The 21,321-nt window shown below is 37.6% G+C and carries 20 protein-coding genes; 4 read left to right on the top strand and 16 right to left on the bottom strand.

Annotation, left to right across the window (positions count from 1 at the left end; translation table 11 throughout):
• Positions 1–97 precede the first annotated feature (97 nt).
• The 4 genes from JW794_08630 to JW794_08615 all read right to left on the bottom strand — a co-directional run bounded on the left by JW794_08630 (position 98) and on the right by JW794_08615 (position 5,043).
• The gene (locus tag JW794_08630; GenBank protein ID MBN2018173.1) at positions 98–1,804 is read right to left on the bottom strand and encodes a T9SS type A sorting domain-containing protein; all 1,707 of its coding nucleotides are present in this window, start codon (positions 1,802–1,804) and stop codon (positions 98–100) included.
• Between the two features lie 46 nt (positions 1,805–1,850).
• Entirely contained in the window at positions 1,851–2,318 is a 468-nt protein-coding gene (locus tag JW794_08625; protein MBN2018172.1) for a DUF3795 domain-containing protein, read from the bottom strand.
• Complete coding sequence (locus tag JW794_08620) at positions 2,315–2,911, bottom strand: hypothetical protein (protein ID MBN2018171.1); 597 nt, start codon at positions 2,909–2,911, stop codon at positions 2,315–2,317. The genes JW794_08625 and JW794_08620 overlap by 4 nt, the downstream gene beginning before the upstream one ends.
• A 1,223-nt stretch (positions 2,912–4,134) precedes the next feature.
• Positions 4,135–5,043 carry a hypothetical protein gene (locus tag JW794_08615; GenBank protein MBN2018170.1) on the bottom strand — a complete coding sequence of 303 codons (909 nt, stop codon included), beginning with the start codon at positions 5,041–5,043 and terminating at the stop codon, positions 4,135–4,137.
• Positions 5,044–5,173: 130 nt separating this feature from the next.
• Here JW794_08615 and JW794_08610 point away from each other — a divergent pair, with 130 nt between their 5' ends.
• The 4 genes from JW794_08610 to JW794_08595 all read left to right on the top strand — a co-directional run bounded on the left by JW794_08610 (position 5,174) and on the right by JW794_08595 (position 9,111).
• A complete protein-coding gene (locus JW794_08610; protein ID MBN2018169.1) occupies positions 5,174–5,563 on the top strand; it encodes a hypothetical protein in 390 nt (129 codons plus the stop codon).
• Positions 5,564–5,805: 242 nt separating this feature from the next.
• On the top strand, positions 5,806–6,423 hold the full coding sequence (locus JW794_08605; protein MBN2018168.1) for a DUF47 family protein: 618 nt from the start codon (positions 5,806–5,808) through the stop codon (positions 6,421–6,423).
• 3 nt (positions 6,424–6,426) lie between these two features.
• Positions 6,427–7,914: an inorganic phosphate transporter gene (locus JW794_08600; GenBank protein MBN2018167.1), complete on the top strand. Its 1,488-nt coding sequence runs from the start codon at positions 6,427–6,429 to the stop codon at positions 7,912–7,914.
• A 12-nt stretch (positions 7,915–7,926) separates the two neighbouring features.
• Positions 7,927–9,111 (top strand): phosphoglycerate kinase, encoded by a 1,185-nt coding sequence (locus tag JW794_08595; GenBank protein ID MBN2018166.1) that lies wholly within the window; start codon positions 7,927–7,929, stop codon positions 9,109–9,111.
• Between the two features lie 73 nt (positions 9,112–9,184).
• On the opposite strand, the gene JW794_08590 is transcribed toward JW794_08595, so the two are convergent.
• The 12 genes from JW794_08590 to JW794_08535 all read right to left on the bottom strand — a co-directional run bounded on the left by JW794_08590 (position 9,185) and on the right by JW794_08535 (position 20,991).
• Positions 9,185–9,574, bottom strand: a complete 390-nt coding sequence (locus tag JW794_08590; protein MBN2018165.1) for a DUF2809 domain-containing protein — start codon at positions 9,572–9,574, stop codon at positions 9,185–9,187.
• A 30-nt stretch (positions 9,575–9,604) separates the two neighbouring features.
• Positions 9,605–11,389 (bottom strand): aspartate--tRNA ligase, encoded by a 1,785-nt coding sequence (gene aspS / locus JW794_08585; protein ID MBN2018164.1) that lies wholly within the window; start codon positions 11,387–11,389, stop codon positions 9,605–9,607.
• Between the two features lies 1 nt (position 11,390).
• Positions 11,391–12,377 carry a GDP-mannose 4,6-dehydratase gene (locus tag JW794_08580; protein ID MBN2018163.1) on the bottom strand — a complete coding sequence of 329 codons (987 nt, stop codon included), beginning with the start codon at positions 12,375–12,377 and terminating at the stop codon, positions 11,391–11,393.
• Complete coding sequence (locus JW794_08575; GenBank protein MBN2018162.1) at positions 12,374–13,648, bottom strand: histidine--tRNA ligase; 1,275 nt, start codon at positions 13,646–13,648, stop codon at positions 12,374–12,376. Before JW794_08575 ends, JW794_08580 begins: the two co-directional genes overlap by 4 nt.
• Positions 13,649–13,672: 24 nt before the next feature.
• Positions 13,673–14,059 (bottom strand): VanZ family protein, encoded by a 387-nt coding sequence (locus tag JW794_08570; protein ID MBN2018161.1) that lies wholly within the window; start codon positions 14,057–14,059, stop codon positions 13,673–13,675.
• A 64-nt stretch (positions 14,060–14,123) separates the two neighbouring features.
• Positions 14,124–14,861 (bottom strand): DUF3108 domain-containing protein, encoded by a 738-nt coding sequence (locus JW794_08565; protein ID MBN2018160.1) that lies wholly within the window; start codon positions 14,859–14,861, stop codon positions 14,124–14,126.
• Positions 14,851–16,122: an HlyC/CorC family transporter gene (locus JW794_08560; protein ID MBN2018159.1), complete on the bottom strand. Its 1,272-nt coding sequence runs from the start codon at positions 16,120–16,122 to the stop codon at positions 14,851–14,853. Before JW794_08560 ends, JW794_08565 begins: the two co-directional genes overlap by 11 nt.
• Positions 16,122–16,571 carry an rRNA maturation RNase YbeY gene (gene ybeY / locus JW794_08555; protein MBN2018158.1) on the bottom strand — a complete coding sequence of 150 codons (450 nt, stop codon included), beginning with the start codon at positions 16,569–16,571 and terminating at the stop codon, positions 16,122–16,124. The genes JW794_08560 and ybeY overlap by 1 nt, the downstream gene beginning before the upstream one ends.
• A complete protein-coding gene (locus JW794_08550; protein MBN2018157.1) occupies positions 16,572–18,701 on the bottom strand; it encodes an HDIG domain-containing protein in 2,130 nt (709 codons plus the stop codon).
• A 153-nt stretch (positions 18,702–18,854) separates the two neighbouring features.
• Positions 18,855–19,739, bottom strand: coding sequence for a LysM peptidoglycan-binding domain-containing protein (locus tag JW794_08545; protein MBN2018156.1), 885 nt, complete (start codon positions 19,737–19,739; stop codon positions 18,855–18,857).
• A 1-nt stretch (position 19,740) separates the two neighbouring features.
• A complete protein-coding gene (locus JW794_08540; GenBank protein MBN2018155.1) occupies positions 19,741–20,010 on the bottom strand; it encodes a hypothetical protein in 270 nt (89 codons plus the stop codon).
• Positions 20,011–20,076: 66 nt separating this feature from the next.
• Positions 20,077–20,991 (bottom strand): flippase-like domain-containing protein, encoded by a 915-nt coding sequence (locus JW794_08535; GenBank protein MBN2018154.1) that lies wholly within the window; start codon positions 20,989–20,991, stop codon positions 20,077–20,079.
• Between the last annotated feature and the right edge of the window lie 330 nt (positions 20,992–21,321).

Genomic DNA, 21,321 nt, shown 5'->3' with positions numbered 1-21,321 from the left:
CATTATTTCTGCCCTTAATATGCTAAAAAGTGCGGAATTAATTCCGCTATGTGTAGAGTTAATTCAGCGATTTATGATGTTTTTTCAACAAACCGGACTATTCTATATGCAGTATCTTGCCAACATACTCGTTGGTTCGATCAGAAATGTGATAAAAATAAATACCGGAAGAAAAGATATGAGTATCCAAATGTATTGCTTCACCCAATGCACCGAAATTAATTCTTTGTTCATGTATAAATCTACCTCGAATATCATAAAAGCTAATATCGCAGGAAGTCTCAAATTCTCTTAGAATTTTTATTTTTAAGTTCTCAGAACAGGGATTTGGATAAAGTAATACTGCGCTCTGCGAACAGTGTTCTTCAGTTAATATACTATCCGCATATTCAAGCTGAACATCTCGATCCTGGTTCCACTGTGCAATAACATTCTCAACAGTCAATGGAATTCTTATATCAGGAACAACACCACCGGTAAGTGTAGAATCTGAATCAAGCTGAATGACTTGATTTTCATTGAGGGAACGAGCTTGTGGAAAAATGAGGATCAATCCTTCAGGCAAAAAGATTGGATCGTAATCCACCATACCAAATGATCCATTCGTTCCCCAGGAAGAGACAATCCTCCCCTTCTCCAAACGCTTGATCATCATTGCCAGTCCTTCGCCGGTACTGATACAGTTTGGATCGATGAGTGCTACTACATTACCATCATACCGGGGTGTGATCGGTGTAGTCCATAGTGTGAACATGATAGCGTAATCCATTTCAAAAGGACCTGTTATATATTCATAAAAGGACGCTTCGTCGTAGAAAAGTCCCATCATGACAGCAGCCATCAGATCATTACCTCCCATATTGAATCGAAGATCGATTATAAGATTATTCACATCATTGGCATTGAAATAATCGATTGCTTCCACTACTTCGATGAAAATCTCACTCTCCATAATCTCTTCTGGAGTCATAGCGTCAGAATCTTCAGCGCCGATCCTGAGATACCCATTCCCGCTTTGCAGTATATGATACTCGACATAAGTCTCAATATACGAAAGTGATGCAGTGTTTAAAACAGCAGCTGTGAAAAGTTCAAAGTCATCTTCATAAGCATCGAGAGTCATAGTCTCTTCGGAGTCTGTTTCATGATTTTGATAGGTAATCGTTGCTTGAGTACCGATAGCATCCCTGGAAAGCATGGTATACCTGCTGAGCAGTCTCCCTTCGAGTGTTGCATAATTTCTAAAATAATTCCAAAGTTCTCTTTGAGAAACAGCATGAACATCAACACCATTCCATGATATAATACGATCGCCTGTTCGCAAGCCATTTTCATATGCAGGACTTCCTTCGAGTACAAGTGTCGCCACTATTCTTCCATCAGAAATTGGCATAATGTTGAATCCATAGCAACCAGCCAACTTGTCCTGTTTAAATGGATCTACATCACCGATCAGGCTAATATGACCATCTGGCACGTCATTTAAATATTCAAACAGCGTTTGTATAAACTTCACATTATCTTGTGTATCTTGTGCTTCGATGATTTTCGGACGGGTCTCAATCACCTTTTCCTCCCAATCGATTGCTTTCCATTGTGTAAAAGCATATCTTAAGGATAAACACGCTTGCAATGAATCAAAAGATTCGATCCAGGTGAGAGAACTATAATCAAATTTACTGTTACCTTTGCTAAAACTGTCATTATCGTAAAGACTAGGTAGATTCTGTTCACCATACAATGGCATCATAATACAAAATGCAATAATAGTTACACTTAAAAACATACGTGAGTTTGTCTTCATAGAAATCCTTTTCAAAATCAATATCTGTTATTCAGTATCTTATTTCTTATTCCACTTCGCAGCTAAACCAATACCGTTTTCCCGTTTCGATCCATGCATCAATCCCAATTTTTTGTATATTTCGAATATTTTCCATACATGCATTATAAAAGACCAGACCGAGTTGATTTCTTAACAAATCACACTGCTCGAAAGAGCTACATTCATGGCAGCCTTGTAATCCTTTTTCTCGGCAACAATGCCAAACCGTACACTCAGTATTATTCCTTTGTGTACATACAATCGGGCACTTCATCTGAGTGAGAAACTCAAGATTTTTCTGGAATTCCTTATAATCTTTGAAGTGATCAGCAAACATTGCCTTAACAGTGAGCTCATACTTATATTTTTCGAGCTGCTCTTTTAGCTTTTTCGCTGCGTGAGCAATATCTCCTGAATAGCCGCCACAATCTCCGCAATACAATCCGCAATACGCTACAAGTTCACGTCCGTTGCTTGTTTCATTATTTTTCATTGCTTGATGTAATTCTGGAGACTTATTCTTAACCATTCGTCTGCAAAATAGCCGTAATGGCTTTCGATCACTTTGTTCGTAAGATCGCATATCGATGTTGCTCCGAAAATCTGCAGTGTCTTTCCGTCTGAACTCGCTGCGATCTGATAAAAGTAATCACTATTATTTATCTCTTCATAGAAATGTGTATAATACTTCCCGTTAGGTGCAAGAAAGTTAATGATATCCTTTGCTTTTTGAAAATCTATTGTACCATATTCTCTGAGGAGAATCCTGTTCAATGCGTCATAACGCCATTGAGAATCATCCATATGGTCTGCAGAGATCATGTTTGTCCAGGGTGCCATTGAACACAAACGCATCGATGGATTGATATACATGTTTGAAACAAGGACAAGATCGGGTTTATCTTCACGTTGAGGAGCAAAATAATATGAGCCTGGTACAGCATGAGCTTTGAAGGTTGAATCGACAAATCCCATTTTATCATAGAACTCTTCAGGATCATAGGGTTTATCAAATTTCTCGAATAATCCGGTGTTGAAATAGAAGAATGTATCGGGATATACATATGTATCACTGCGGATCTTCAGGCCATAGTAAAGTGCTAATGTATCATATTCCGCAAGGAATTCCTTTGTCGGGAATAGCCCTTCTTTGAGAAGATCCTTTTTGGGAAAAGAGAGAAAGTCAAGACTGTCTGCATATGCACCGGCTTCCAAAACAGCTCCCCTGCCGGACTGTGCGTCTGCAATCGAATAGAGCCATGGAACGCCACGCGGTGCGTGGATCATCACCCGTAATGCCTTATGATATGTCGATCCATAATGGGCAGCATGACGAACGAGAAGCAGGGAATTTAGACCTGGCTGTTTAGTATTGAGATTGCCGGCGGGGACCATATCAACTCCAATGGCAAGACCGTTTGCATTCATTGCAGTTATGGAGCCGACCATACCTGGTGCTGTTACTGAAATAAGCGGAACACGCTGAGGATAATCAAGCATGGGATCAGGATTATAAATGATCATGCAGGCAATGTTCTGAAAAATATCAGCAGTCGGGAACATAAAATCTCTGCCATAATAATGAGTCCCATCTTTCGTGCCTTTTTTGCATATTGAAAATGCATTGCAGAAGAGAGGTGGTTTAAGTTTCGTGCCATCGATTCCAGGTATGGATTTCCATAAACCTTCAATGTTATACGTCTGTGAGAGAATAAAATCAATACCGACATTCAAAGCAAACAATTTATCAAGATTGACCACCGTGCTGGAATCCGCTTCTTGACAGCCGGCAACAATACCAACCATCTCGTTCATATACTCCTGCGGCATGACTTTACTGATTCCCTTATCATTGCTTTTTATAAAGTCTACCATCAGCTTTCCCAGCAAACTCTTATATGGTTGCACATATCCGGGTTTGAGAAATGCGGGTACAATTCCGTCTAAGAATTGTGTGCACATGATCTCAATCTTGTCATGTGCGATCAAACCAAACAGATATCCCATCTGAAATCCTGTTCCTTCCAGATAATAGACATCTTTAAATTTCTTGGTTTCATAATTAAAAACATTCTTGCTGTGTGCTTTAATGCCCCTTTTCCCCTGAAAGAACATTACGGTATCGATCTCAAATCCATCTTTTTCAAATGCCTGTGTCAGTTCATAGGTTGATAATTTTGGCACAGGTTTACTTACGTCAGATTCCTCCCTTAAGATTGTTACGGTCTTAACTCGCGAAAATCGACTGCATGCTGCAATAATCACAATAATAAATAGAATGAATAAAAGATTTTTCTTCATTATTTCTCCTAATGTAAGATAATATATGCGATCCCTGATACAACGAGCTGGATCGTCACGTTATCAAGTCCATGGGTACTCACTGCTTCGATCAGGGCACCGCCCAAAGCGCAGATCGCACCTACAAACAAACTCGTTCTGACATCATGTGCGCTGAAAAGCAATGCTAAAAATGCTGCTAGAAATCCAACAACAAGCACTCCGATCGATCCTTCAATACTCCGGGTCACTTTTACTCCAAACATAGAAGGAACTTTATACGTATGTTTCCCCCATTTCGCACCAATCGGTTCTCCCACTGCATCTCCACAGCCGCACACAAAATAACCAATATACGCAAAAGGATAGAAAAATACATTTGCAAGAACTCCTCCGAGGGCTGTTGTCGCAAGTGGTATAAGTATGAAAGCGCTTCTCCTCGGTGAATCTTTAGAACGTGCGAGTGCTTCATAAAAGGGAAATCCACTCCCTTTATGCACGGCAAATAGTATAACTATTACAACGATTATACCGAAAAGGATAACTCCTGGAAGTCCAATTACGATTTGAAGAATCCCGGCCATCGAAAATATCATAAAATGAAAGACCTTCCTTGTATATGCAGTTTTGAGTCCCTTTTTGACTTTCAGAATACTGGCAACCCACGAACAAAACCATGTGAATATAATGAGAATTGGTGTCAGGACAAAAAAAACATGCCAGGCTGGTATTGCTCTGCTCAGAAAATCGATAATATTATTAGCAATACCAAGAATTACCGGTTCATTGCCGGAAGGGATATCTGCATAGTAATATCGCTGCATGGGCATCTCCCCCATGAGGATTGAAGGTAATAACATAAAAAGGATTGACAAAACAAGTGTGTAAAAGATTTTTTTCACGTTTTGGTGTGCAATAGAATGATTACGGTGAATCATCGAATCCTTTATAAATTTATTGATATTTGTTAGTGATTAATTATGGAAAGCATTGTCAATGTTCTTAATATTTCAATAATTAAATTGTTGGCAATCCCGTTATTTTATGACAGTTAAACTCGGAGGACAAATGAAAAAATATATGATACTTGTTGTATTGATCACTATTATGGTTTCGTGCAGCAGTTACTATGTTTCTCGGCAACCCAAAGCCCTCATCGGTTCATGGGAAAGAACTGTTAATAACGAAGAGACGGCTCTCAGTGCAAGGCTAACATTCAAGGAAGATCAAACATTTTCATATGTTATAAACGATCCGGTTTTAGGTCGCATTAATACGCATGGCGATATTAGTATTATGTCCAAAAAAATCGCTTTCCTGAGTGATCTTCAATGTAAAAATGCAGGTATCTATTCCTATTACATTGAGAATAATAACACATTGGTTTTCACGCTTGAAAATGACATGTGTAAAATCAGAAAAGAAAGCATTGAAGGTACCTGGCAAAAAGTAAAATGAAAATTGCTCTTGGTAAAAACTGCCCTTGCTGTGGAAACGTAAGTAAACATCGTGATCATAGGACATGGCTTATGAAATTTCTTGGGATCAAGAAGTTATACATTTGCACAAAGTGTCGAATCCAATATGTAATTCTATTTAATGGATTGGGCATCGGACTTGGCAGATGTCCAAAGGGATCCGAATATTGGAAGGTAACAAAATAAGGAGTTTTTGTGGCTATATTACTTAAAACATCAAAAATGCTTGAGATGCAGATCGATGACTTTCTGAATGTCATCAGCGAGGCAGGAATCCTTTTCAAAAAAGGGCTTATTGATTATTTAAAAGATAATTCGGCCGATTTTGAAAAAAGATTACATGCAGTGTCCGAGCACGAACGGAAAGCTGATGAACTCAGATTGAGCATCGAAAAAGAACTCTATATCCACACACTTATTCCTGAAAGCAGAGGCGACGTTCTTGCAATCCTTGAAAATACGGATAGAGTTATCGATGATATCAAAGAAGCACTCCAGGTATTCGCTGTCGAGCGACCAGAAATTCCTGAGTTTCTCGATGATCTGTTCATAGAGTTAGCAGATTCTTCCATTGAATCGGTGGAAAGTCTTATCAGAAGTGTACGAGCTTTCTTCAAGGATATTGCTTCAGTGAATGATCATATCTACAAAGTAAAATTCTATGAGAGAGAAGCGGACAAGGCTGCAATGTCTTTGAAAAATGATATCTTCAATGCTGAAATTGACTTAAGTCACAAGATCCATCTTAGATTCTGTGCTCAACAAATTGAGAAAATATCCGATTCAGCTGAAGATATGAGTGAGCGCTTGGCTATTTATACGATAAAAAGACAGATCTAACGTATGATATATCTCCTTCTTTCCAGCGGTTTGTTTTTAGGATGGTCTCTTGGAGCTAATGATGCTGCAAATGTCTTTGGTACAGCGGTCGGCACAAAGATGCTCAAATTCCGAGTTGCCGCCTGGATTGCTGCTATATTTGTGATACTTGGTGCTGTTATGGAAGGTTCTGGTGCAAGTGGTACTCTTGGAAAACTCGGATCCATAAATACAATGCCAGGTGCGTTTACCGTTGCACTTGCAGCTGCTCTTACCATCTTCTTTATGACAAAACTGAAACTCCCTGTTTCCACAACTCAAGCAATCGTTGGGTCGATTATAGGATGGAATATGTTCAGCGGAGCTATAACAGACTTTTCATCACTGACGAAAATTGTCGCCACATGGGTCATCTGTCCTGTTCTTTCTGGAGTAATCGCTATTCTGCTCTACAAATTATTTAAACTCTTCCTTGCAAAAGCCAAGATACATCTTCTTGATCTTGATGCATATACAAGGATCGGTCTCATCATTGTTGGTGCTTTCGGTGCATACAGCCTTGGTGCAAATAATATTGCGAATGTAATGGGAGTATTTACTTTCTCATCTCCTTTCCATGATGTAAATGTATATAATTTATTTATAATAACAGACACTCAGATACTGTTTCTTCTTGGCGGCATAGCAATTGCAGCAGGCATTTTCACCTATTCTCATAAAGTGATCAAAACGGTTGGAAAATCATTATTCAAACTCTCCCCTGTCACAGCATTGATCGTTGTCCTGGCTCAATCCCTTGTGCTTTATCTTTTTGCATCAACAGAAATTCGTGACGCTCTCACATCGATTGGTTTTCCTAAATATCCGCTTGTACCTGTATCAAGTTCACAGGCTGTAGTTGGAGCAATTCTTGGTATTGCAATTGCAAAAGGAGGACGAAATATCAAATTTGATGTTATGGGGAAAATTGCTTCAGGCTGGGTTACCACACCGATAATTGCATGCATTATCTCATTTGTCGCCCTTTTCTTTGTTCAGAATGTTTTTGACCAGCAGGTGTATCATAAAATTGCTTACTCTTTGTCCCCAAAGGTAGTTCAGAAATTAGATAAAGTTGGATTCCCTATTCATAAATTAAAGGATATTGATGGTGAACGATTCTCAACTGGATTGCGTTTCCTGAGAAATTTGAAAAAACTCAATCACCTTTCCGGTGAAGAGAAAGCACTTATATATTCCACATCAGTTATCGATAGCTTCTATATTGATCCGGAATTATTCAAACTGATTGAATCAGAGCATATTCTAACAGATAAACAAATAGAATCCCTTACAAGCATTTCCGGTGAATCATTCTCTCATGAATGGGAATTGAGAGATAGACTGATAACTCTTTCATCAGAATGGAAATTAAAATCGCAGAAACACCGCGATTATTCGACTTTTAACAAAAATTTAAACAAACAATATGAATATGTATATAGTCTTTTTAGAAAATATAAATCTTATTAAATAAGGAGTATTATGCAGAAACAAACAATAAAAGATCTGGATGTACAGTACAAGAGAGTTCTTGTAAGAGTGGATTTCAATGTTCCTCTCGATGAGAATCAAAAGATAACAGATGATACGAGAATACTTGCAGCATTGCCGACAATTAAGTACTTGCTCGATCATAATGCTTCGGTTATCCTCATCTCACATTTAGGCAGACCAAAGGATGACATAAAAAGCATATTCAGTCTAAAACCTGTCGCCAAACGCCTTTCTGAACTTCTTGGCATGGAAGTAAAGTTCGTTAATGACTGCATTGGAGCCCAAGTTGATGATGCTGTTGAAAAGATGTCTCCAGGTGATGTAATCCTTCTCGAGAATACACGCTTCCATCCTGAAGAAAAGAAAAATGATCCCGAGTTTGCAAAGAAACTAGCTTCTATCGCCGATATATTCGTTAATGATGCTTTTGGTACAGCCCACCGAGCACATGCTTCCAATGTCGGTATTGCACAATTACTTCCTTCAGCAGTTGGGTTTCTCATTGAAAAGGAAATCAAGTTTTTGAACAAGGCACTGCTAAATCCTGAAAAACCTTATACCGCAATACTTGGCGGCGCAAAAGTATCTGACAAAATCGATCTCATTGAACAGCTTCTGGAAAAAGCAGATTACATCCTGCTTGGTGGAGCAATGATGTACACATTCCTGAAAGCATTGGGTATCTCAGTTGGAAAATCCCTTGTTGAAGAAGACAAGATTCCTGCTGCCCTGGACATCATCTCAAAGGCGAAAGACAAGGGCATAGAACTAATTCTCCCCGAGGATACAGTTGTCGCTAAAGAGATCGATGCCAGCGCAGAATTTTATTCTGTGCCTATTAATGCTATTCCTGATGACATGATTGGATTGGATATCGGTCTACTCACTGTTCGCAAATACTCAGAGATTATAAAAAAATCTAAAACCGTCATCTGGAATGGTCCGATGGGTATGTTTGAGATACACAGTTTTTCCCACGGCACAAAAGGAATTGCAAAGGCTGTTGCAGCTTGCACCGGAACTACTATCATTGGTGGTGGAGACTCAGCTGCGGCAATCGAACAATTTGGCTTTGCTGATAAAGTGTCACACATCTCTACAGGTGGTGGAGCTTCTTTGGAATATCTTTCAGGCAAAGAACTTCCCGGAATAGCTATAATCCAAGATAAATAAAAAAAGGACACAATACAGTGTCCTTTATACTAAAAGAAAATTACTCTCTATGAGTGAATTGATTGAACTGTCGCTATTCCTGCGCTATCCTCCCTATCAACATTATTACACCCAATCCAATAAAAGAGCCGATAATATAATATATGAAATCAGTCCATGCAAAAGAGTTCCCGATAACAGTTCTCACAAAAAAATTACTTCGAAGAACTTCAAGGAAAACCGGTTTCCAGAGTTGTGTAAATTCTATCAAGCTTGTAGTAAAAAATACGATCAAGGCAATTGTGACTGGTTTTAATTTTCTGAAAATCAAAAAGAGCACCAAGCACCAAAATATCTCATAAAATACACCACAGAGAGAATTATTCACCCAATCTGCTTCTCGTCCTTTATAGAATTTTGTAAAAAAACCAAGAGGTATAACTAAAAAAAGTGCTATAAAAGCATATATGCTTCTACGTTTCATGTGTTATCAGATTCTCTTATAAAAACAGAATTATTCGATAATCTTCAATCCCAGATCATTGATCAACTTCTCATCAACCTCCGAGGGTGAATCGCTCATCAAATCGACCGCTTTTAAGGTTTTGGGAAAAGCGATTACATCTCTGATTGATTCCGCTGCTGTCATGATCATAACAATTCTGTCAATACCGGGAGCAATACCACCATGAGGTGGAGTGCCATAATCAAATGCCTTGAGGAAGAAACCAAATCTCTGCTCAAGCTCTTCACCTTTGATGCCAATCACCTCAAAAATTTTTCTTTGAATATCAGGTCTGTGGCAACGGATACTTCCCGATGAAAGTTCGAGTCCATTACAGACCAAATCATACAGTTGCCCGATAATGTCGCCATATTTATCAGGAATATCCAGATACGGGATATGCTCATCTTTTGGCATCGTGAACATGTGGTGAGCTGTCTCCCATTTATTATTTTCGTCATCCCACTCAAAGAGTGGAAAATCTGTGACCCACAGGAAATTGAATTGTGAGGTATCTATCAGATCAAGCTCTCGGGCAAGATGATTGCGCAACTCACCAAGAACCTTGCATGCAATCTTTTCCCTATCAGCAACAAAGAGGATCAAATCACCATTCTCGGCTTTCATTTGCTCAATGATCTTTTTCTTAGTTTGTTCAGTGAAAAATTTATCGATATTTGAATGAAGTGTTCCATTCTCAACTTTCATTCGTGCTAATCCCTTGCCCCCAAGGTGCTTCGCAATATCTTCCAATTTATCGATCTCTTTTCTTGTATATTCGCCACATCCTTTGGCATTGATTGCACGAATGCATCCTCCTGATTCTGCAACTGAAGCAAAAACCCTGAATTCTGTATTTCGTACGATATCGGTAAGATCCTGAATCTCCAGATCGAATCTCAAATCTGGCTTATCGGTTCCAAACCTTCTCATTGATTCATAGTAGGATAATCTAGGAAAGGGAATTGGTAAATCAATATCTAATATCTCCTTGAATATATAAGCAAACATCTCTTCAATAACTTTAAATACATCTTCCGGAGTAACAAAACTCATCTCAAGATCGAGTTGTGTAAATTCGGGTTGACGGTCAGCACGAAGATCTTCATCCCTGAAACAATGGGCAATCTGAAAATACTTGTCAAAACCACCAATCATTAATAGTTGTTTATAAATTTGAGGAGATTGAGGGAGTGCATAGAATTTTCCTTTGTATTCTCTACTGGGTACAAGGTAGTCCCTTGCTCCTTCCGGAGTACTTCGAACCATCAGAGGTGTTTCAATCTCATAAAAATCCTGTTCAGTTAAGAATTTCCTCATTGCATATACAATGTAATGACGTAGTATGATTTTTCTCTGCAAGTCCTGTCGCCTCAGATCAAGATAACGGAATTTTAATCTTAAATCCTCGTCGGCGACAACTTTCTCGTTTATCTGAACGGGTAGTTCTTTAGATGAGTTCAAGATTTTAAAATCCTTTGCCACCACTTCGATCTTTCCGGTCTTCATCTCGGGATTTATCATATTCTCAGGTCTGGCTGACACTGTGCCTTTTACAGCAACAACATATTCAAGACGAAGATTATGTGCCTTAGTTAAAAGCTGAGTCCCGTTCAATGGATTGAATACAACCTGTACAATGCCTTTTACATCTCGCAGATCAATAAATATAAGATTCCCCATATCACGTCTGTTGTGTACCCATCCCATGAGCATAACATCTCTTCCATCATCTTCGATGTTCAAATTTCCTGCATAATCAGTTCTTTTCCAGTTCTCTAATAAGTCAAACATGTTACTCCATCAAATTTAATTTATAGTATGAATTAAACCATTCATAAAATTTCTTTAAACCACATCCTATGTTCGTTTTAGGTTTAAAATTAAATAATTTCTGCGCCTTTGATATATCCGCGTACGTTCTTACTACATCACCTTTGGGAATTGGTTGTTTATCGATCAGAACCTCAAATTCGAAATTTTCAGAGATCGCTTTAACCAATTCATCAAGTGTAATTGGCTCATTGTTTCCAAGATTAACGATCTCGTATACTCCTTTATTTTTCATAAGCCAGTTGAGGGCTTTCACCACCCCATCAATAATATCATCAATATAGGTATAGTCCCTGGAGGTTGAACCGTCGCCATAAAAAGGAATTGCTTTCTTATTAATAATATATTGTGAAAATTTGTGAATTGCTAGATCAGGACGCTGGCGGGGACCGTAGACTGTAAAAAAGCGCAAACACAATATATCCATATCATAAAGGTAATGATAGGTGTGACAAAGGAGTTCCCCAGCCTTTTTGGTAGCTGCATAGGGTGAAATCGGTTTGTCTACAGGATCATCCTCAGAGAAGGGTACTTTTTCGTTATTCCCATACACGGATGAGGATGAAGCAAAGATAAATTTCTTTACATCATGATCCTTACAGCATTCAAGCAAATTATGCGTGCCTTCGACGTTAACCTTCTGGTAATAGGGCGCGTTCTCAATTGAAGGACGTACACCAGCCATTGCAGCGAGATGTATGACGCAATCAATTTCATATTCATTAAAGAGAATCTCCAGAAGTGCAAGGTCTGTTATATCACCCCGTAAAAAAGTGAATTTTTTCTCTGCATGAGGATGCTCATCAATTAATTTCAAATTATGACTTTTGAGAGCAATATCATAAAAATCACTAATGCTATCAAGTCCAATGATCTCTTCACCTTTTGTAAGTAATTGCTCAACAAGATGTGAGCCAATAAATCCTGCAGCACCTGTTATGAGTATCATACGGCATCTCCTTGATAGGATTTAATATATGTAACAACTTCGTTCTTTTGTATTTCTGACTGATCCTTTTGTTGAATATCTTTTATTACGTACATACCTGTCCTCAGCTCTGTTTCTCCAATCAATATTGCAAAAGGAATGTTATTTTTATCACAATATTTTAGATTGCTGCCGACTGATGAATCCTCATCAGCAATAAGTGCAGAAATCTCTGCTGAATGTAGTTCCTGCATAAGTCCAATCGATTCTTTAATCGCTTCATTCCCGATAGGGATAATTAATACTTCCAGTGCTGACGTATCAGGAAATTTAAAACCGCTTTTTTCAAGTGATAGAATTATCCTTTCCAATCCCATGGACAAACCAACTGCAGGTGTTGATGGTCCTCCAAGATACTCAATCAAGCCGTCATACCTTCCTCCCCCACCAAGGGCATCCTGGGCACCAAGGTAATTGATTTTATACTCGAAAGCTGTTTTTGTATAATAATCCAAACCCCTGACAATTTCGGGATTTACAACATATGGAACATTCATCAGATCAAGATATTTCTCAACACCATCGAAATGTTCTTTGCATACATTGCAAAGATTATCGAGCATACGCGGAGCATTGGTAACAAGCTGTTGGCATTTCTCATTTTTACAGTCAAATACCCTCAGGGGATTATGCTCCATTCTTCGCTGACAGTCGGTGCAATATTTTTCTTTATCTTTAGTTAAGTATTCTTTAAGAAGGATGTTGTACTCACTCCTACATTCAGGACATCCAACACTGTTAATTTCAAGAGATACGTCTGGCACTTTCGCTTCCTGTAATATCTGCCACCCAATCGCAATTACTTCAGAATCTATGATTGGATTTGAAGAGCCAATGCATTCGATTCCAAATTGGACGAATTGTCTGTAGCGTCCTTTCTGAGGTCTTGAGTATCTGAACATCGGACCTTCGTACCATAATCGCAGCGGTTCTCTTTTTGAAGAATGAAGGGCATGATCAACAACCATCCGAGCAATCGATGCAGTTCCCTCCGGTCTGAGTGCAAGTTCTCTGCCTTTTTTATCTTGAAATGTGTACATCTCCTTTTCAACAATATCAGTGTCTTCACCAACACTTCGCTGGAAAAGATCCAGTTGTTCAAAAATAGGTACTCGAACTTCAAAGTAGTTATTCAAAGTGGTAACGTGACGAATTATACTCTCAATGTAATGCCACTTTTTGATATCCTGTGGTAATATATCATATGTTCCACGCGGTGCCTGGTATTTCATAAGCTGTTGTAAGTCTTCTCTATCTTATTTTCGTTCGGGAATATAATATTTCGGTCTTCTGTAGAATATTCTAAACAGGATTATTGCAAGTATGATTCCGATTACATCAGCGAGCAAGTCATATTTATCCATTGAACGACCTGATATAAATCTCTGGTGGACCTCATCAAATATGCCGAGAATAGCCCCGAAGATTAACACAGCTACAAAAGCATTCAGCAATGTGTTGATCCTGTCTTCCTGTTTGAGCATCAAAAGAAAAAGAATTGCCCAGATGCAGTATTCGGTCAGATGAACGACCTTATCTGCAAATTTTGGAAGAACATCCGGAGCTTTGAAATCCGGCAAAGAGGACAATGTCAGCATAAGAATTGTCCATATGATAAGAGCTATTCTGAATCCCATTTTCATATTTTGAGAAAAATTTGCGGGTTCTTAATGTGTCAAGTTTTGAAAAAATATGTGATACGTAAGCTTATTGTGTTGCTATGCTGCTAAGATAAAGATATATACTGAACGGAAAACGTTTATACTTTGCTTTTAATAGAAGGTGTGGTTTGTCTTTCGTAATCCAATACTGAGTTTTTCCATTTTCCTTAAAGATATTATTGGTCAGAATGTCGGTTTTCGAACTTATCTTGGAGTCAAATTCTATAGCAGATGTGATCATGTACTCGTAGCATGGATATTTTTTCCTCTGAAATGAAAGCTCTACTATCTTCTCCTGTTCGACTGTCAGTTCCCATATCCGATAATTACCATAACAGGTGTATGTTGCTTTTTTAGGAACTTCTTGAAGTAAAGAGAAAGTCATACTGACTATATCATAGATCGGGGTGTTGCAAGAAAGAGTATCAACTTTTTCAACCATTTTATCACGGATTACTATCTTTCCATCAGTCTGGTCAAAAATGATAACTTTCTTCTCTTGAACATTCTGTTGATAGATCGTTTTCCAGAAATGTTTTGGGATATACTTATCATCGCAAGAACTTACATAGGTATTTTCAACCGGAAAAAGAGCTGATATCAATCCCTTCGATGTACTTTCAAGTGTTATAATTCTTGTAGAATCACCAGATTCAACCCTTATCGTGACATGAGCAACAGGAAGTCCTGCATAATGAATTTTATACTCATAAATTGTTGCTTCTGCCAAACAAAGAAGAGGTATAACCAAAATAAAGAGAATCAACCAGGACTTATTCTTCACGTGCTGGTTCTACTATGCTTAAACGTACATTGGTAATGCGTTGGCTGTCTATCGATTCAACAGTAAACTTATAAATATCCTTATAAATGACCGTCTCACCTTTGTGGGGTATTTTGCCAAAAAGGTGATAGAGAAATCCCGAGAAACTATCAAACTTGTCGGCGACATCAAGTTTGAACTTCTTGCACACTTCATCAATATCAGTAGAACAGTCTATAATATATTCGTTTTTCGTAATGGGCTTGATTTCGATCTTCTCGACATCGCTTTCGTCCAGAATTTCACCGACAATTTCTTCAAGCACATCTTCAAGGGTTACTAATCCAGTTGTACCTCCATACTCATCAACTACTACTGCCATATGAATCTTATTTTTCCTGAAGTAACTGAGAATGAAACTGAGCTTCATATTTTCAGGCACGAAATAGCATGGGCGCATCAATTCCTTTATCTTCTTTTGTGATCCAAGATTTAGTATGATATCTTTGCTGTAAACCATCCCAATGATATTATCCACCGTACCGCGATAAATCGGTATACGTGAGAATCCACTATCTTTGATCACCTGGACAAGTGCGTCAAATCCATCCTCAATATCAACAGCATTTATATCTATTCGAGGTGTGAGTATCTCTTTGACCTTCGTGTCTGAAAATTCGAATGCGCTGTTGAGCATTTCCCTTTCTTCTTTGTGGATATCAACGAGATCAGGGGTTTCATCATACACGATGCTTTTAATGTCTTCAGAGGTGATTTTTATATTCGAATCAATCAAACCATGATTGGTTCCGTGCGTAAAAATGTTGGTAAAGAGCTCTAATATTTTCACTATTGGAAATAATATGATCTTAAAAAAACCGACCGGAAGTGAGATAAAGGTTGAGTATTTTTCTGCATATTGAATGGCAAAAACTTTCGGTACAACCTCACCAAAAATGAGGATAATGACTGTGGCAAGAAAGATTTCGATTGCCAGTGCAATAACATGACTTAAGCCGGAGACCGAATGTGCTATATTAAGCGCAATCATCGCTGCTATTGAAGCAAAGGTTACATTAACGATCGTATTTCCAAGCAGAATAGTAATCAGAAGCTGTTGGGGATGCTTAAGAAGTTGAGGGACATATTTGTGTGACCATTTTTTTGAATTCTCAAGTTTTTTCAAATACATTTTTGAAAGAGAAAAGAGCGCTGTTTCAGATGAGGAGAAAAATCCTGACAAAACAAGAAAAACAAGCATTAAAATTATTCTAACAGCCATTATATTCCCACCTTCTCTAAATCTTGAATATATGTTTCTGTTAAGATCTCCATGAGCTTAAGTTTGTCTGGATTATCATGTTCATAGCCAATGAGGTGCAGCATTCCGTGTGTAACAAGTCGTTCAAGTTCGTTCTGAAGCGTAACGCCAAACTGGCTTGCCTGTTCCTGCGCTTTCTCGGCAGAAACATATACATCTCCAAGAATGTGAAGGTCGCTTGGCAGATATTCTGTATGAACATTAAATGACAGCACATCTGTGGCACGATTTCTATCAAGAAATCTTCTATTTAGCTCATGAATTGTTTTGTTATCTGTAAAAACGATGTTAAGGATAGTATCTTGTGAGAGACCTTCTCTATGCAAAATATGCGTAATAAGTTTCTGTATCCGCCGTTGGTCTATTTCGGCGTCTGTTTCGTTGATGATCTGTTGATTACTTTGTTCCATTTATTCAGGATATGCAATACGTTTTTGATAGATGCCAAGTAAAATAGGTATCATACTTTCCTGTAAAGTTTTTAATTCCTTCAAAGAGATACCACTCTCAGAAAGTTGATCGGTATCAACCAAACGTTTAACTGTTTTCTTTACGATATTTTCAATATCTTCAACGGTAGGTTCATCCAGCGACTTCGTTGTAGATTCGACCATGTCGGCGATCATTACGATAGCAGCTTCTTTTGTCTGAGGTTTTGGTCCGTCATAATAGAAATCCTGTTCGTCGATAACCTCTTCCTGTTCCAGCGCTTCATTCAAGAAGAAACTTATCTGCGAAGTGCCGTGATGTTGTTGAATGATATCGACAATTGCCTTAGGAATATGATGGTCTCGTGCAAGCTTTACGCCGTCGTCTACATGCTGTTTTACGATTTTAACGCTTTGAGTTGCTGTAAGCTGCTTGTGCATGCTTTCTTTCTCAGCAGTATTTTCAGTAAAATATTCAGGATTCTTTGTTTTTCCTATATCATGATAATAACTTCCCACTCGTGATAGGATTGGATTTGCCCCGATTGCTTTAGCAGCAGTTTCAGCCAGATTTCCAACAACAATACAATGGTGATATGTGCCTGATGAAACCTCGGTGAGATTTTTTAAAAGAGGATTGCCAAAATCTGCGAGCTCCAGCAGGTGAATATTCGTTATAACAGGTAAGCGTTGTTCAATCGGTGCAAGCAATGTCATGCTTCCTACCAGGGTGATCAAAACAGAAAGCAAGCCCCATTTGACATCATTTAATATATCGAGTATTTTTATATGCTGAAGAGCGCCAAAAATTAATACAAGCGCAATAAAAAATATGAGCATGTAAAAAGCTGCGTTATAAAAATCCCTTCTACTTCGAGGATTTTCAAGGGGGAGCACCGCACTCATTCCAGCAATACAGATGATCGTGGTCGGAATGAATTTCCAGCCAAGTAGTCCGGATAGGAGGAAGAAGTTCACAAAACCAAACATAATTGCTGCAGGCACATCGATTAGAAAGGCAAGCAAAATGACGGGAATTCCAAATGGAAGAATGTACACAGACCAGTTTGTGAGGTTTGTGATCATAACAATGAGAAGGGCCATGCAGGCAGTGAAAATCAAAAACGTCTGGAAAAAAGAGAAGGTCGTAAGAAGTTCCGGTTTCATAAAGTAAGCGAGGATTATGGATAAAGAGAGTACAAGGAAGATATAAACAAATTCTGCTATCGATGAAAGGACATTCGAACCTGATCGTTCAGAAACCATCCGCATTTGCTCAGCTTGCTCAAGAGCGTTGAGTTTTCTCAACATATCACCTGTAATCCTCTGATGTTCCTGAACTATAAGTTCATTTTTTAAAACTTCACCGAGTATTTGTGGGACACTCTCACTTGCACGTTTCTTCGCAATATCTGTTGCAGTTTTATCATAAAGTATGTTTGGTTGTAGTATTTTCTGTAATATCTTGTTTACGATCCCTTTCCACTCATCTGTATTGTATTCAGGGGGCAATTGATTGAGTATATAATTAATTGCTGTATCTTTCGTAAATAATTCATTGATAGGAACTGTTTTTTCAATATTCCCATCCAGCAAGCTTATCATTTCAATCTTTGGTTCATCCTTAATGATACCGACTGCGAGAACACTTTTTACCTGCAGAAGTAAGAATTCATATATTTTTTCACGGTCATATTTGTTCTCAAGCAACACAAGTTCTTTCTCTGTAAAATCATAACCAGCTTTATTTATCTCAATTAATCTTTGAGCATGAAGTGTATCCTTTGTTAAGAGGTTACCCAAAAAACTATATAAATCGTTTACAGTGGCTTGAACATCGAAAATAACATCATCTGAAAATTGGTATTTTGGCAAAACACGACTTTCAGCTATAGCTTGTTTTTCTTTCAGAATTTCCGGATCTTCATAAATATAGAAATTAAATGGGGCAACAATCGTTTGGTTTGAAATCTGTCCCACATTGAATGCTGATTTTCGGACAATAATTTTTTCTTGAGTAATAAAAAAATTTATTAAAAAAATCAGAATAGTTGTAATACCAACTGCGATGAAGGCTTGTGATATTTTCTTGGTTGGAATATATGTTTTCATATACTATATATAATTAGATTTGCTGATTCTTTTGTCAAAAAAAGTAATTTATTAAACTCGAGGTAGTACCTTAGAATGATTCATTGATATGGAATTCCAGAAATAAAAAAGCCCCTTAATCCTAGTTGAATAAGGGGCTTTAAAGAATGTATATTAGTCTCGGGGTATTCGAAGAATCTGGTTAGGATAGATCAAATCGGGATCTTTGATCTGATCTGTATTTGCTCTGTAGATTTTAGGCCACTGGAATGGATCGTTATAGATCTCAGGATAGCTTGATATCGTCCAAAGGCATTCACCCTTGTATACTTTCCAGCTTGAAGGAAGTCCGCGAGGTATTTTGAAAACCTGTCCGGGATAGATTAGGTCAGGATCTTTGATCTGATCTCTGTTCGCACGGTAAATGATTCCCCATTTTGCAGGATCATTGTAGATATGCTCATATCCAGCGATTTTCACGAGATAATCACCTCTCACAACTGTGTAATTATCCTCATTGTATTCACCATAAGGATACATGTTTTCCTTGAGCATCTCAATACGGTTGTCGATCTCTGCAAAATCATTCTGGAATTGGGGAGCTCGTGCTAAATTCTCGTCTTTCAGACCTTCATATTGAGCAATGAAATTTTTAATCTCTTGATTACTCTTATATAATTCTGAATTTGGTAGTTGGTCATAATAGTCGAGTTTGTTCTTAATTTCATTCAGTTTCTGTTCGAAATCAACCAAGTCGCTATGAGAAACCGTGCCGATTGAATTCATGATTCGCGTATAGATTACATCATATTCCTGGTCAAGGAGGTTTATCTCTTCTTTGAGTGTAGCGATTTTCTGATCATTCTCAGGAATCTGTGAACAGGAATTTGCCTGACGAACTTGGAGCATCATCATCTCATTTTCGAGAGCTTCCCAGTATCTGAGTGTTTCCTCTTTGGAAAGATCTTTATACTCTTCTTCGGTAAGATATCGAACTTCTGCTTGAAGGAATGTGGGTAGAATAATCATCAATACGAATATTACAATATACTTTTTCATGTTACTCCTCCCCTAAAAAACCTTCGTCTTTTAGCTGTTGTTCGTAATCCTTAAGGTTTTGAATTTCGATTTTCTTCTCCTGAAGTTCCATTTGAAGAGCTTCGATCTCAGCGTTCTGTTCGCTAACACGGACCTCGCATTGTTCTACTTTCGCACGAAGGTCATCCAGCTCTACCTGGGAAATTGGTGGAGGTGGTTTATGACAACATGCCGAAAGAACAAAAAATGCGATCAATAAAAAAGTTATGATCTTAATTAGATTCTTTCCCATACGTTCTCCTTTCAGAGTGTGTTTAGATATTTCTTCTTTTAAAGCTAAGTGTGTGTCAAGTTTTTCTTAAAATGTTTGTAATTTCTCTACATTATTTCCGAAATTTTTATCATGTTTTATCTTAAAAATATAATAAAGACCTATGAGTGCTGGCAAAACAGAATTAAAGAAAAAGATAAGAAAAGTCGATGTTACGGCAAGCTCAGGACTAATGCCATATTTTGAGAAGACCTCGATAGCGAAGGTTTCACGGAGTCCAAATCCGTTGAACGAAAGGGGAATAAGGTGGGATATATGAATAAGAGGAACGGAAATCATAATCCTAAAAAAACTAATATCTACAAAATGACGCATCAGAATAAAATACTGAAAGAAGGTTATCAAAACAAATATAATCTGTGCAAACATTATCTCAGGCACCTTTTTCAGATAATTTAATAGATACGATTGTATCTTTTCATTCTTTGTGAAAAAAGAAAATAGATAGATGATATAAGGAAGAAAAATCACAGCAACAAGAACAACGATTTTTATTACAATGTTTATACTTGAAAAATAGAATATCGAAGCAATGGCGGCAAAAAAGAGATTTTTCCATGTGAGGAAAATACGTTCAACCCCTATTGAGGCAAGAGTTGCTTTCTTTTTATTATTAACAAAATAGATTTTTCCTACAACACCAATACCACCGGGACCTAAAAAACGAAGAGCTAATCCAACAAAATACGATTTCAATATTTCATATTTTTGGGGTGAATAGTCAGAATTTAGTTTTAAATATTTACCCCAATTATATGCTTGGATGAGAAGTTTGACGATTGTTGTGATAATTATAACCAGGATAATCCAAATCTTTATGGAAAAGAAATCTCGAGCAAGCGCATGAAGATCGAGTTTTTTGAAAATAAAGTATAAAATTAGGAGTGTAACGATCAATTTTAGAATAATGATTATGATCTTTGAAGTTCTTGAGTTTTTCATTAACTTACTTCCATGTCCATTTTCCAAACATTCCTGTAAGAGAATAATAAATTAGATAATAGGGATATATGAGAACATACAATAAATCCCATAAAATAAATCTTTCTTTGTGTTTGACAAGCCCGGAAATCCAAAAGAATAAAAAAGAACAGTAATATATCACAGGTACGATCCAATCCTTGAAAATTATCATGTGTAGAGGTAAATATAAATAAAAAAAGAAAATAAGTATCGATACAAGTTTATAAAGTGGTGAGGATAAAGAAAATTGCCCATACCTTCTTTTTTGTTGATTTGAGTAATTTACTTTCAGGGGATGCGTATAGACCT

The organism is Candidatus Cloacimonadota bacterium, from assembly GCA_016932035.1.
Lineage (GTDB): Bacteria > Cloacimonadota > Cloacimonadia > JGIOTU-2 > JGIOTU-2 > Celaenobacter.
Note: the sequence above shows the minus strand (reverse complement) of the source record. Positions and strands in the feature narration are given on the sequence as shown.

What these genes read in the sequence shown, in the direction of transcription:
- JW794_08605 (MBN2018168.1), top strand. Translation starts at nt 5,806, where the DNA reads ATGCTTGAGATGCAGATCGATGACTTTCTGAATGTCATCAGCGAGGCA.
- JW794_08560 (MBN2018159.1), bottom strand. Translation starts at nt 16,122, where the DNA reads ATGGCTGTTAGAATAATTTTAATGCTTGTTTTTCTTGTTTTGTCAGGA.
- JW794_08545 (MBN2018156.1), bottom strand. Translation starts at nt 19,739, where the DNA reads ATGAAAAAGTATATTGTAATATTCGTATTGATGATTATTCTACCCACA.
- JW794_08600 (MBN2018167.1), top strand. Translation starts at nt 6,427, where the DNA reads ATGATATATCTCCTTCTTTCCAGCGGTTTGTTTTTAGGATGGTCTCTT.
- JW794_08590 (MBN2018165.1), bottom strand. Translation starts at nt 9,574, where the DNA reads ATGAAACGTAGAAGCATATATGCTTTTATAGCACTTTTTTTAGTTATA.
- JW794_08540 (MBN2018155.1), bottom strand. Translation starts at nt 20,010, where the DNA reads ATGGGAAAGAATCTAATTAAGATCATAACTTTTTTATTGATCGCATTT.
- JW794_08535 (MBN2018154.1), bottom strand. Translation starts at nt 20,991, where the DNA reads ATGAAAAACTCAAGAACTTCAAAGATCATAATCATTATTCTAAAATTG.
- JW794_08630 (MBN2018173.1), bottom strand. Translation starts at nt 1,804, where the DNA reads ATGAAGACAAACTCACGTATGTTTTTAAGTGTAACTATTATTGCATTT.
- JW794_08615 (MBN2018170.1), bottom strand. Translation starts at nt 5,043, where the DNA reads ATGATTCACCGTAATCATTCTATTGCACACCAAAACGTGAAAAAAATC.
- JW794_08625 (MBN2018172.1), bottom strand. Translation starts at nt 2,318, where the DNA reads ATGAAAAATAATGAAACAAGCAACGGACGTGAACTTGTAGCGTATTGC.
- JW794_08580 (MBN2018163.1), bottom strand. Translation starts at nt 12,377, where the DNA reads ATGATACTCATAACAGGTGCTGCAGGATTTATTGGCTCACATCTTGTT.
- JW794_08610 (MBN2018169.1), top strand. Translation starts at nt 5,174, where the DNA reads ATGAAAAAATATATGATACTTGTTGTATTGATCACTATTATGGTTTCG.
- JW794_08595 (MBN2018166.1), top strand. Translation starts at nt 7,927, where the DNA reads ATGCAGAAACAAACAATAAAAGATCTGGATGTACAGTACAAGAGAGTT.
- JW794_08575 (MBN2018162.1), bottom strand. Translation starts at nt 13,648, where the DNA reads ATGAAATACCAGGCACCGCGTGGAACATATGATATATTACCACAGGAT.
- ybeY (MBN2018158.1), bottom strand. Translation starts at nt 16,571, where the DNA reads ATGGAACAAAGTAATCAACAGATCATCAACGAAACAGACGCCGAAATA.
- JW794_08570 (MBN2018161.1), bottom strand. Translation starts at nt 14,059, where the DNA reads ATGAAAATGGGATTCAGAATAGCTCTTATCATATGGACAATTCTTATG.
- aspS (MBN2018164.1), bottom strand. Translation starts at nt 11,389, where the DNA reads ATGTTTGACTTATTAGAGAACTGGAAAAGAACTGATTATGCAGGAAAT.
- JW794_08550 (MBN2018157.1), bottom strand. Translation starts at nt 18,701, where the DNA reads ATGAAAACATATATTCCAACCAAGAAAATATCACAAGCCTTCATCGCA.